We start from the raw sequence: 11,961 nt of genomic DNA on the forward strand, positions 1-11,961 counted from the left end.
GGGTCGATTACTCGGCCGACTTTTGCTTCAGGCGTTCCAGGATCGCGTTGGCGCTGCCTTCGTTCGGCGTGATGCCGGCTTCGCGCAGTTTGCGTTCCAGATCGGTGCCAGTCGAGGCGTCGGCCAGTTGGTCCTGTGCTTCCAGTTCTGCAGCGCGTTGCTGCTGCTTGGCCTGCAAACGGTTCAGGGTGCCGACGGCGGTTTCCAGCTTGCCGTTGGCGCCGCCGCTGGCGATGGAGGCGCTGATCTGGGCTTTCTGCACGCTTTCGCGGGCCTTGGCCATGTCCACTTGCTGGCGCAGGCTCTTGATGCGGTTTTCGGCCTTGGTGATGTCTTTACGCATGTTGTCCGCGTAACCGCCGAATTCGGTGGCCTGCTTTTGCTCGACATCGAGTTCGTTGGTCAGGGTCGAAATCGCTTCGGCCACTTCCATCGCCAGGTCTTCGCGGTTGGCCTGGATCGCGGCCATGGCCTTGGATTCCAGGTCCTTGATTTTGGCGTGGTACTCGCTGACGCGGTCGGCCGACAGTTTGTGCTTGGCCATGATGGTGACCAGCTCGCGCTTGGCATTGGCCAGCGCGCTGTCAGCATCGCGAATTTCCTGGTCGAGGATGCGCAGGGCCTGTTGGTCGACGATTGCTTCGCCAACTTCGCTGGCACCGCCACGCAGCGCGGTGAACAGTTTGCTCCAGATGGACTGAGTCATTGGATCTTCCTTTCCTGATAATTACTTGAAGAAGCGTTCGAAGGCTTCGCTGGCACGCTGGACGTTGTCGACCAGGGTTTTCACCTCGGTCACCACGTTGGTCAGGCTGGAGTCGGAACTCAGCGCGCCGAACATGTTGTAAACGACCTGGCCGTTGGGCATGGACTCGATACCGATGGAGGACAGCGGGAACATTTCCCGGCTGCGCAACACGGCGTCGTTGAAGGCCGGCACGTCGTGGATGGATTCAACGTCGACCAGCACGGTATCCACGATGATCTGATCGCCCACCACCGCGATGTAAATCGGCAAGCCACCGAAATCGTTCATTTCCAGCTTGATGCTGGACTCGGAGCCTTGAACAAGGGAAAGGGTGATGTCCTTCGAAACCACTTCGTCGAGGGCCTTCAGGGCGTTGAAGAGGCTATCGATGTTCCAGTTGTTGCCTGCGCTCATGTAATTCTCCGACATGAATGAGCCAGCCAGAATCGGTTGGCGTAGCTGTTGCTCCATCTGCTTGAGCAAGCTTCGGTTTTCGGGAAGCACCCAAGTCTCGTGTTTCACATAACCGGCGGCTGCCAGGCCCGCGCGCATCTGCTTCATGTAGAAGCTCGATGGTTTTTTCGCGGACGGTTTCGAGCGCTCACCCTTGGGGCTCTTTGATGCAGCAGGCTCGACAGGCGAACCTGACGGGGAGCGGCTTTGCATGGCAGTGACTCCGTTGTGAACATCTCACGCGTGAGAAACCCTACGCCCAAAGCACAGCGTCTTCAATGGCTCACGCGTGAGTTTTTTCGGCCATACGCCAAAAGGCCCGCAGCATGGCGGGCCCTGTGGTATTTCAAAGTATTTCTCAGCCTTTGGCGAAGGCCAGCATGTCCGCGTTCACTTGCTCTTTATGGGTATCCGTCAGCCCATGCGGCGCTCCCGGATACACAATCAGCTCGGCATGCTCGATCAATCGCTTGCTCTCAAGCCCCGCCGCTTGAATCGGCACAATCTGGTCGTCATCGCCGTGGATGATCAAGGTCGGCACATCAAACTTTTTCAGGTCGTCACGGAAATCCGTTTCCGAGAAGGCCTTGATGCTGTCCAGGGTGTTCTTGTGACCGCCCATCATGCCTTGCATCCAGAACGAGTCGATCAACCCTTGCGATGACGTGGCGCCGGGGCGGTTGAAGCCAAAGAATGGCCCGCTGGCAACATCCTTGTAGAGCTGCGACCGGTCGGCGATAGACGCCGCACGGATGCCGTCAAACACTTCAATTGGCAGGCCTTTGGGATTGCTCTCGGTTTTCAGCATCAGCGGCGGTACGGCGGAAATCAGCCCGGCCTTGGCCAGACGGCGTGTGCCGTGGCGACCGATGTAGCGTGCAACTTCACCGCCGCCGGTAGAAAAGCCGAAAAGAATCACGTCCTTCAAATCCAGGTGTTCGATCAACTCGGCCAGGTCATCGGCATAGTGATCCATGTCGTTGCCGTCCCACGGCTGGCTCGACCGGCCATGGCCCCGACGATCATGCGCGATGGCACGGAAACCGTTGTTGGCGAAGTGCAGCATCTGCGATTCCCAACTGTCGGCGCTCAGAGGCCAGCCGTGGCTGAACACCACCGGTTGTCCGCTGCCCCAGTCCTTGTAGTAAAGGGTGTTGCCTTCGCGAGTCGTCAGAGTAGCCATGTCGATGATCTCCAAATGAAGTACGTGAGTCGGGCGTTTACATTTAGAAGCTGGCGGCGAGGAACTCGTCGGTGGACACTACCTTGGCATAGGCAAAACCCAGCGCCGACATGAAGGCGGCGTGTACGTGGGCAGCCGGTACGGTCACACCGTTGAACTCCAGGTCCCGGGAGGCGCAGGCGTCGTGGATGACCGTGACAGCGTAGCCGAAGTCATTGGCAGCGCGAGTGATGCCGTCGACGCACATGTGGCTCATGCTGCCGACCACCACCAGCTCCTTGACCCCCTGCTCATCGAGGATCGATTTCAGGTCGGTTTCGCGGAACGAGTTGACGAAGTGCTTGAGGACCACCGGCTCATTGGCCTGGTTGAGGACCTTGGGGTGCAGCTTTGCGCCTTCGGAGCCCGGGGTGAAGAACGGTGCTTCTTCGGAGGTGAATTCGTGGCGGATGTGCACCACCGAATCACCGGCCTCACGAAAGGCCTTGAGCAGGCGAACGGCGTTATCGGCAGCGGCGTCGGCGCCGACCAGCGGCCATTTGCCTTGTGGGAAGTAGTCGTTTTGGATATCAACTACGATGAGTGCTTGCTTGGCCATGACTGTTTCCTCGAAGTGCTTGTTGGGTGTGGGATGAAGTATTGGGTTTAGCAGGCCGTCCGAGGATTGGCCGCACCGACAATAGAAGGGGGAAAACTGACAATGGATGCAAAAAGGGCAATCGCCGAGCTGGGTGTGCTGATTTATCCCGGTGCGCAGATGGCGGCGGTGCATGGGCTGACGGATTTGTTCGACGTGGCCAACCGGATCGCCACCGAGCATCAGTCTGCGCAGTTGCCGCTGTTGCGGGTCAGCCATTGGCGGATTGATGGCGATCAGGCGCCCGTTCGGGTCTACGACAGTCATCCCGCGCCGGACTCGGCCTTGGTGGCTGTGTTGATCCCGCCGTCGATTGCCAGTTTTTACGCAGGCCAGGTGCCACCGGCATTGCTCGACTGGGTTCGCCAGCAACACGCGGGCGGCGCGACGCTCGGTGGCGTCTGCGTAGGCTCCATTCTATTGGCCGAAAGCGGCCTGCTCGACGGCCGCAGCGCCACCACGCACTGGACCTCGGCCAAAGGCTTCGCGGAGCGTTACCCAGCGATCAAACTCAAGGCTGACACGCCCATCGTCGATGACGGCGACCTGATTACCACGGCCGGGCTGATGGCCTGGTCCGAGTTGGGGTTGCGCCTGGTCGACCGTTTGCTGGGGCCGAGTATTGCGACCGGCGCGGCGCGGTTTCTGGTGGTGGAACACAGCGACAGTGCCAGCGAGTGCGGGAGCAATTTTTCACCGATTCTCAGTCATGGCGATGCGTCGATTCTCAAGGTCCAGCATTGGCTGCAAAGCACCGGCGCGACCGATGTGTCACTGACGGCCATGGCTGAGCGGGCGGGACTGGAAGAGCGCACGTTCCTGCGCCGATTCCGCGCAGCCACCGGGCTCAAGCCAACCGAGTATTGCCAGCACCTGCGGGTCGGCAAGGCCCGGGAGATGCTCGAATTCACCAACGGCACCATCGATCACATCGCCTGGACCGTGGGTTATCAGGACCCCGGTGCGTTTCGCTCGACCTTCAAGAAGATCACCGGGCTGGCGCCGAGCGATTACCGGACACGGTTTGGTGTCTCACCGACGGCAGCAACCCCACGGTAGCCAGATCATTACATAGCCCATGTGGGAGCCGAGCTTGCTCGCGATTGCGCCATAACATTCAACAATGATGTGTCTGATACATCGCCATCGCGAGCAAGCTCGGCTCCCACAGGATCATGCGCCAGGTATGAGTCGTGCAAAATGCAGGCTGTCGTGCAGAATAAAACAGGCCTGGTGCCATTACCCTTTGCGCAACTATCTGATTTAAAAGTTGTTGGCGGCGCCCGCCGCTTGGCCTGATCTCTGCACCTCTCCCTATACACTCATCAAGCGCCGATTGAAGGGGGACGCATGACCCCAACAAACCGCAGGAAACTGGTGGTCGCCCATTCCGTGCACCCGGATGCACCCTTGCACGAAGTTGAAACCAATCGTGCACTGGCCCGTTGGCTGGCGCAGATTCTGGGCCTCAAGTACGGGGGCAGTTTCGATCGGGAACTGCACAACGGTCGTGACCTGTATCTGCTGCCGACGCAAACCCTGGTCGGCTCCGATGCCGCCCGGCAAGTCGGCGTCAAAGGGCCGCAAGATTTGTGGGGCGGTTACGTCGATCACGATTTCATCTGCACCAAAGCCATCAGCCACGGCTTGCTCAATAAAAATGCCTACGCCCCGCCAGGTTGGTCACCGCTGTTTTCCGAGCGCGTGCGCAGCGTGGTGCTGGACGGCCTCAGCGTGTTCTCGTTCGACGATGCGCGGCCCGCCGCCGAACACTTGCTCCACAACGGCCCGATCCGCCTCAAGCCTGTACATGCCTGCGCCGGACGTGGCCAGGAGGTAATTGAAAGCCTCGATCAGTTCGACGAAGTCCTCGCCAGGCCCGATGCCAGCAAGTTGTTCACCGAAGGTGTGGTGCTGGAACAGGATCTGGACAACGTGATCACCCACAGCGTCGGCCAGAGTTTCATCGGCAACACCGTGCTGAGTTACTGCGGTGATCAATACTTGACTGAGGATGCTCAAGGCGAGCAGGTGTATGGCGGTTCCAACCTGTTGGTGGTGCCGGGTGACTACGAGGACTTGCTCAAGCTGCCGTTGCCTGACGATGTGCGGTTGGCGATCCGGCAGGCGCAGGTGTTCGACCGCGCTGCGGACGAGGCCTATCCCGGTTTCTACGCCTCACGGCGCAATTACGACATCGCCCAGGGCCTGGACTGTAACGGCCAACAACGCAGCGGCGTGCTGGAACAATCCTGGCGCATGGGCGGCGCCAGCAGCGCGGAAGTGGCGGCGTTGCAGAGCTTCGTCAACGATCCGGGGATGCGCGCGATTCGCGTGTCGTCTGTCGAAACCTACATCGACCAGCCGCTGCCGGCGGACGCCATCGAGGTGTATCGCGGGCCAGCGCAAACCAGTGACTTTCTACTCAAGTACGTAACGGTCAAATCCTATGACGGCTAGAAGCGAAACCATTCAGATCGACATCGACGATGAACAGATGAGCGGGACTTTTCTGAGCCCCAAATCGAAGGTTCCCGGCGTGCTGTTTGTGCACGGGTGGGGTGGCAGCCAGGAACGGGACCTGGAACGGGCCAAAGGCATCGCCGGTCTTGGGTGCGTGTGCCTGACGTTCGACTTGCGCGGCCACACCGGGGGCACCGGTATTCCGCTGACGCGCGTCACCCGCGAAGACAACTTGCGCGACCTGCTGGCAGCGTATGACCGCCTGCTCGCGCACCCGGCGCTCGACACGTCGGCCATCGCTGTGGTGGGCACCAGTTATGGCGGTTACCTGGCCGCGATCCTGACGTCGTTGCGACCGGTGCGCTGGCTGGCGCTACGGGTGCCGGCGCTGTATCGCGACGATCAATGGCACACACCCAAACGTGACCTGGACAAGACCGACCTGCGTGATTATCGCGGCACCCTGATTCGCGCCGACAGCAACCGCGCGCTGCATGCCTGTTCGCAATTCACCGGTGATGTGCTGCTGGTGGAGTCCGAGACGGACGACTATGTGCCGCACGCAACCATCATGAGTTACCGCGCGGCCTGTCAGCAGACTCACTCGCTGACCCACCGGATTATCGACGGTGCCGATCACGCGTTGAGCGACCCTGTTTCGCAGCAGGCGTACACCTCGATCCTGGTGGACTGGATTACCGAAATGGTGGTGGGCGAACGGTTGAGCATTATTCAGTCCCGCTGAAAAATCTTCGGTGTTTTGGAGACCATCGCGGGCAAGCTCGCTCCCACATTTGGAACGCATTCCCCTGTGGGAGCGAGCTTGCTCGCGATGGCGGCCTTCGACTCACCACATACTCAAGAAGGTTTCTTCGATATCCGCAACGACTTGGCCTTGGCCTCCACCACCAGATACATCACCAGCGTAATCAACAGCGGCAGGATGAAATAGATCGCCCGGTACGCCAGCAACCCGGCCACCAGGCTTCCCCGCGAAACCTCATGTTGCAGCAGCGCCACAAACACCGCCTCCAGCACGCCAAGCCCTGCTGGAATATGGGTGATGACCCCGGCGATGGCGCTGATCAGCAACACACCCAGCACCAGTGGGTAGTCGAGCTTGCTCGGCAACAAGGTAAAAATCACCGCCGCCATCAACGACCAGTTCAGCGCGCCGAGGGCCAGTTGCAGCACGGCCATGCGCAATGACGGCAGATCAATTTCTATCCCGCGAATGGCCCATTCACGCCGCTTGGAAAACCGGCAGGCCGCCAGATAACCCGCGCTCACAATCAGCAACAACACGCCTACGCCTTGTAATGCGCCACTGCTCAGTTTCCAGCCGGGCGGCATGCGCACCAGCCCACTGCTGAACACCGCGCCGGCAATGACCATGTAACCGAACCAGTTGGTCGCCAGGCTCAAGCCGAGGATTTTCGCGATATTGCCCTTGCTCACGCCCAACCGTGAATACAAGCGATAGCGCATGGCGATGCCACCCACCCATGCACTCAGATTGAGGTTGAAGGCATAGCTGATAATCCCCACCGGCAGGATCTGTTTCCACGTCAGGTCCTGGCGAATGTAGGTTCGCCCGATCAGGTCGAAACTGGCGTACACCAGAAAACTCAGCAGCGTCAGTCCTGAAGCGATGACCAGCGTTCGCACCTTGAAATCGGCCAGGGTGTTGAACACTTCGTCCCATTCGAGGCGCTCGGCCAGCATCGTCAACAAGACAATCAGCGCCAGGAAAAACAACATCGTCAACGGCCGTTTCCAGCGGCTCCAGCGAGACTTGCCGGGGTGCTCGGTGTGACTGCCCGAATGCGCTTCAGCGTGGCTCATGATGATCGCTCCCGGTCGGCTGGGTGAAGGGCTTGAGGCGCGGCTTGTGTGCCGGCAGCCAACCCGCCCAGGCCGGGAAGTGCCGCAGGAAGTGGAACACCAGAAAGCCGACCGTCATGTGCCAGATGCGGCCGCGCGGCGCAGTGTCGACGGACATGGCTTTGCAGTGGTTGTCGCTCAGGTGTTCAAGGCGTTCAAACAACGTGCGATTGAACGCGCGGTCGCGGATCAACACGTTGGCTTCCAGGTTCATCGACAAGCTCAGTGGGTCGAGGTTGCTTGAGCCGACGGTGCTCCAATCCTCATCGACCAGCGCGACTTTGCCGTGCAGCGGCCGTTGGCAATACTCATGAATCTGTACACCGGACTTGAGCAAATAGTCGTAGGTCATGCGTGCGGCGAGTTTGGCCACCAGCATGTCTGGTTGACCTTGCAGAATCAGCCGCACGTCGACGCCCCGGCGCGCCGCGTTACGGATCTCGCGCAGCAAGCGGTAACCGGGAAAGAAGTAGGCGTTGGCGATCACCACGCGGCGTTTGGCACTGCGCAGCACCAGCCGATACACCTCTTCGATGTCGGTGCTGTGGTCGCCATTGTCGCGGTACACCAGGCGAACCTGGCCGTCATGATCGTCCAGGGCCAGTTCCGATCGCCGTTGGCGACGGCGCTGCCACCAGTATTTGGCCCGGGCCGGGCGACCGCATTGCAACAGCGCGAAATGATGGATGTCGGCCACCGCCGGGCCTTGCACTTCAACGGAATAATCCTGTTTGGCTTCGGGGCCGAAGTCGCCCAGATGGTCGGCGGAAAAGTTGATCCCGCCGATAAAGGCCACCGCTCCGTCGACCACGACAATCTTGCGGTGCAGGCGACGGAACCAGTTGGTGCGAATGCCCAGACGCTTGGGCGCCGGGTCGAATATCTGGATGTGTACGCCGGCCTCGCTCAATGCGGCCAGAAACCCGGTGCTCAATTCGCCACAGCCAAAACCGTCGAGGCTGGCCGTGACCCGCACACCGCGCCGAGCCGCGTCGATCAGCACTTGCTGCATTTCATTGCCGACCTTGTCCTCGAACACGATGAAAGTTTCCAAGAGGATTTCCGTCTTGGCCTGGCGCATGGCCTCGAACACCCTGGGGAAATACTCCTCACCGTTTTCCAGCAACTCGACGCGGTTGTTGCCTTGCCAGCCATAGTCGACATCGACCACGGCGGGCTCTCGGGTTTTCGGGGGAGTGGACACGTGTTCCACGCGGGCTTCTTCCATCGATGGGCTGCTCATAGCTCGATCTCCACCGACAGCGGTGCATGGTCGGAAAGGTGTGACCAGGGACGCGCCGCCAGCACTTGCGGACGGTGGGCCTTGAGGTTGCGCACGTAGATGCGGTCTAGTCGAAGTGCCGGCATTCGCGCAGGAAAACTGCGCGCCGGTTTGCCGTGATGTTCGGCGAACACTTCGCGCAAGCCACAGGGTTTGAGCAACGCATCGGCGCGTTGGCGCCAGTCATTGAAGTCGCCGGCCACGATCACCGCCGCATCATCCGGCAACTGCGCCAGGCGTCGGCTCAATAGCTTGAGCTGTTCGGTGCGATGGGTTTCGCGCAGCCCCAGGTGCACGCAAATGGCGTGAACCTCCTGACCGTCACCGGGCAGGCGTAACACGCAATGCAGGATGCCGCGGTTTTCATGGCCGCTGATCGAGACGTCGAGGTTGTCATGGCGAATGATCTGGAATTTCGACAGCAGCGCATTGCCGTGATCGCCCGCCGGGTAAACCGCATTGCGGCCATAGGCAAACTGCGGCCACAGGGTGTCGGCGAGGAATTCGTATTGCGGCATCGTCGGCCAATCGCTGTAGCGCTGCGGATGCTGTTCATGGGTGCCGTGGACTTCCTGCAAAAACACCACGTCGGCGGACACGCTGCGCACCGCTTCACGCAACTCCGGGAGGATGAAACGCCGGTTGAGCGCGGTAAACCCTTTGTGCGTGTTGACCGTCAGCACGGTGAAGCTGCGCACGGCGGTGAGGATAGGCGATGGCTCGTCGGCGGCGCCAAGCGGCTCGGAAGCGTTCATGGCAGCACGCCTTCGGCCACCGGTTTGCCGGGGACGCTGTAGCTCCAGCCTGAACTACCCATATGAATCGCCGCCATGCCGCCTCCCGCCTGATGGTCTTCGAACAACCCTGTCTTTTGATGACTGCGGGGCGAGCGAGAAAGTTTCGACGGAGCTACGGACGGTACAGGCCCACAAAATAACCAACGTGGGGGCGATGTACGGCAGCAATCGGGCTGGCCCCGCATACACCGCCAGGTCTGAAGCTTCCTGCCGGTCTACGCTTGTAGGCGCGGCCGAAGGCTGCGATCTTTCGTGTTCATTTCGACTCACTAAAAGGAGCACCGCGTTTTGCATCCGTTCAAGACTGCGATATGGCTGGCGCTACTTCTGTTCACCACCAGCGTCGGGCTGCAAGCGGCAGCGCTGCCGGGCATGCCGGCCAGCAGCGCCGCGACACCACCGGCTCACCCGGAACCGCTGGTCCAGGGTGGTTTGCTGGGGGCCATCAGTTCGAGCATTGATGAAGTCCAGGGCAAACTCGATCTCAACGAAGGCCTGGTCGACGCCTGGCGTCTGCGCGCAGACCGCGCGGCGGATGAAGTGGATCAACTGGTCAATCATCCATCGGCGCGTTCCAGCTGGAGTGTGGCGGGGGATTTCCTGCTGTTGTCCGGCGTGTGGGTGGGCGTCTTTGCGTTGCTCTGGCTGCTCGGCGGGTTGTTGGCCAAGCGACTGAGCGAGCACCGCTTGCTGCTCACACGAGAACGCGGCCAAGCCGTGCTCGGTTATGCATTGCCTTACAGCATTCCAGCGCTGGTCAGCCTGCCGCTGACGATTTTTGTCAGCCACTTCCTGCCCGTGTCAGCCGGGCGGGCGCTGGCGCTGTGTTTCGCCTATGCCACCAGCAGCGGGATCTTTGCCGCCTCGCTGGTCATGACGCTGGTGGTCCTGTTCAACACCGGGCACAAGCGCCGGGCGGTGCAGATCCTTCGTCAGTTCAGCCCGCGACCACTGTTTGGCATCGGCTTTCTGGTCGCGATCAGCGATGCCCTGACCAGCCCGCAAATCGCCCACCAATTGGGCGGCAATCTCACCAGCAGCATCGCGGTATTGACCGGGCTGGGGGCGTCGATTTCCTTCGGTTTGCTGGTGATCAAAATGCGTCGTCCAGTCGCGCATCTGATCCGCGTTCTGCCGTTGGCCCAGCGTCAGAGTCAGCCTGCACTGCGCGAGACGCTGCGGATATTTTCCGGCCTGTGGTACTGGCCGATCCTGTTGATGGTGATGGTGTCGATCATGAACCTGGTCAGCATCAGCGATGACAATCAGCAGGTGTTGCGCAGTGCACTGCTCACCACGGTTCTGTTGATCGCGACGGTGTTCCTCAGCACCACGTTGCATCACCTGTTCAAGTCCCGCAGCGAGCAAGCGGTACGGCGCAGCAATGCCTATAAAGAGCGCTTCCTGAGCCTTTCTCACGCCTTGCTGCGGATCGGCATGGCAATTGTGTTCATCGACATCCTGGGACGTATCTGGGGGGTGTCACTCTTCGAGTTCGCGGTGAGCAATTCGGTCGGCCGGGCGATCAGTGATTCGCTGAGCCGCATCGGCTTGATTTTCCTGATGACCTGGATGGTCTGGGTGGTGCTCGACACGGCGATTCAGGAGGCCCTGAAACCACCGGTCAGCAAACGCTCGGCACGCCAACCGAGCACGCGGGTGAAAACCATCCTGCCGCTGCTGCGCAATGCGATCAAAATCCTGCTGGTGGTGATCTGTGCGATCACCACCATGGCCAATCTCGGGATCAATGTCGCGCCGTTTCTGGCCGGCGCCGGGGTGGTGGGGCTGGCCATCGGTTTCGGCTCACAGCAACTGGTGCAGGATGTGATTACCGGGCTGTTCATCATCATCGAAGACACCCTGTCGATTGGCGATTGGGTGGTGCTCGATTCCGGGCATGCCGGCACGGTCGAAGGCCTGACCATTCGCACCCTGCGTCTGCGTGACGGCAAGGGCTTTGTGCACTCGGTGCCGTTCGGCCAGATCAAGGCGGTGACCAACCAGTCCCGACAGTTTGCTTATGCGTTCTTCTCGGTGCAGTTCACCTACGACACGGATGTCGACAAGGCGATTGAGTTGATTCGCGAGGCCGGGCATTCGATCAGCGACGACCCGTTTCTCAAGTACAACCTGCAAGGACCGCTCGACGTATTCGGGGTCGACAAAATGGACCTCAACGGCGTGGTGCTGACGGCGCAGTTCCGTACGGTGTCGGGCGGGCAGTATGCGGTGAGCCGAGCCTTCAACCAGCGATTGAAAAAGCTTGTGGATAACAGCCCTTGGGTGCATTTCGCGCAGACTTATCCACAGCAGGTTTTTATTCCCCAGCGGCAGGTGGATGAGGGAGAGGGCGGGCTGGCGCCGGAGCATTCGTCGGTTTTGCTGCCGGATCAGCCGCGTACCCAGTAGTACCAGGACAGATCGTTCCCACGCTCTGCGTGGGAATGCCTCACCGGACGCTCCGCGTCCACTCTTGAGACGCAGAGCGTCTCTGGCTGCATTCCCACGCAG

At 60.5% G+C, this 11,961-nt stretch carries 11 protein-coding genes; 4 read left to right on the forward strand and 7 right to left on the reverse strand.

Annotation, left to right across the window (positions count from 1 at the left end; translation table 11 throughout):
* Nucleotides 1–7: 7 nt before the first annotated feature.
* The 4 genes from C7534_RS24630 to C7534_RS24645 all read right to left on the reverse strand — a co-directional run bounded on the left by C7534_RS24630 (nt 8) and on the right by C7534_RS24645 (nt 2,982).
* Entirely contained in the window at nt 8–706 is a 699-nt protein-coding gene (locus tag C7534_RS24630) for a PspA/IM30 family protein (RefSeq protein ID WP_109787314.1), read from the reverse strand.
* Nucleotides 707–727: 21 nt separating this feature from the next.
* Nucleotides 728–1,414, reverse strand: a complete 687-nt coding sequence (locus tag C7534_RS24635) for a YjfI family protein (RefSeq protein ID WP_109787315.1) — start codon at nt 1,412–1,414, stop codon at nt 728–730.
* A 145-nt stretch (nt 1,415–1,559) separates the two neighbouring features.
* A complete protein-coding gene (locus C7534_RS24640) occupies nt 1,560–2,384 on the reverse strand; it encodes an alpha/beta fold hydrolase (RefSeq protein WP_046028829.1) in 825 nt (274 codons plus the stop codon).
* Nucleotides 2,385–2,427: 43 nt separating this feature from the next.
* Nucleotides 2,428–2,982 (reverse strand): cysteine hydrolase family protein, encoded by a 555-nt coding sequence (locus C7534_RS24645; protein ID WP_046028827.1) that lies wholly within the window; start codon nt 2,980–2,982, stop codon nt 2,428–2,430.
* Between the two features lie 102 nt (nt 2,983–3,084).
* Here C7534_RS24645 and C7534_RS24650 point away from each other — a divergent pair, with 102 nt between their 5' ends.
* From C7534_RS24650 to C7534_RS24660, 3 genes are all read left to right on the forward strand, one after another.
* A complete protein-coding gene (locus tag C7534_RS24650; RefSeq protein WP_109787316.1) occupies nt 3,085–4,080 on the forward strand; it encodes a GlxA family transcriptional regulator in 996 nt (331 codons plus the stop codon).
* 291 nt (nt 4,081–4,371) lie between these two features.
* Complete coding sequence (locus C7534_RS24655; protein WP_109787317.1) at nt 4,372–5,481, forward strand: DUF3182 family protein; 1,110 nt, start codon at nt 4,372–4,374, stop codon at nt 5,479–5,481.
* Nucleotides 5,471–6,229, forward strand: a complete 759-nt coding sequence (locus tag C7534_RS24660) for an alpha/beta hydrolase family protein (RefSeq protein ID WP_109787318.1) — start codon at nt 5,471–5,473, stop codon at nt 6,227–6,229. The genes C7534_RS24655 and C7534_RS24660 overlap by 11 nt, the downstream gene beginning before the upstream one ends.
* 113 nt (nt 6,230–6,342) lie before the next feature.
* On the opposite strand, the gene C7534_RS24665 is transcribed toward C7534_RS24660, so the two are convergent.
* From C7534_RS24665 to C7534_RS24675, 3 genes are read right to left on the reverse strand one after another with little or no spacing between them, the layout of a single operon-like run.
* Complete coding sequence (locus C7534_RS24665; RefSeq protein WP_109787319.1) at nt 6,343–7,329, reverse strand: lysylphosphatidylglycerol synthase domain-containing protein; 987 nt, start codon at nt 7,327–7,329, stop codon at nt 6,343–6,345.
* Nucleotides 7,316–8,611 carry a cardiolipin synthase ClsB gene (gene clsB, locus C7534_RS24670; RefSeq protein ID WP_109787320.1) on the reverse strand — a complete coding sequence of 432 codons (1,296 nt, stop codon included), beginning with the start codon at nt 8,609–8,611 and terminating at the stop codon, nt 7,316–7,318. Before clsB ends, C7534_RS24665 begins: the two co-directional genes overlap by 14 nt.
* Nucleotides 8,608–9,405, reverse strand: a complete 798-nt coding sequence (locus tag C7534_RS24675) for an endonuclease/exonuclease/phosphatase family protein (protein WP_109787321.1) — start codon at nt 9,403–9,405, stop codon at nt 8,608–8,610. Before C7534_RS24675 ends, clsB begins: the two co-directional genes overlap by 4 nt.
* A 330-nt stretch (nt 9,406–9,735) precedes the next feature.
* Between C7534_RS24675 and C7534_RS24680 the strand changes: the two genes are divergently transcribed.
* The gene (locus tag C7534_RS24680) at nt 9,736–11,859 is read left to right on the forward strand and encodes a mechanosensitive ion channel family protein (protein WP_109787322.1); all 2,124 of its coding nucleotides are present in this window, start codon (nt 9,736–9,738) and stop codon (nt 11,857–11,859) included.
* The last annotated feature ends 102 nt before the right edge of the window (nt 11,860–11,961 follow it).

The organism is Pseudomonas sp. OV226, from assembly GCF_003148705.1.
Taxonomy (GTDB): domain Bacteria; phylum Pseudomonadota; class Gammaproteobacteria; order Pseudomonadales; family Pseudomonadaceae; genus Aquipseudomonas.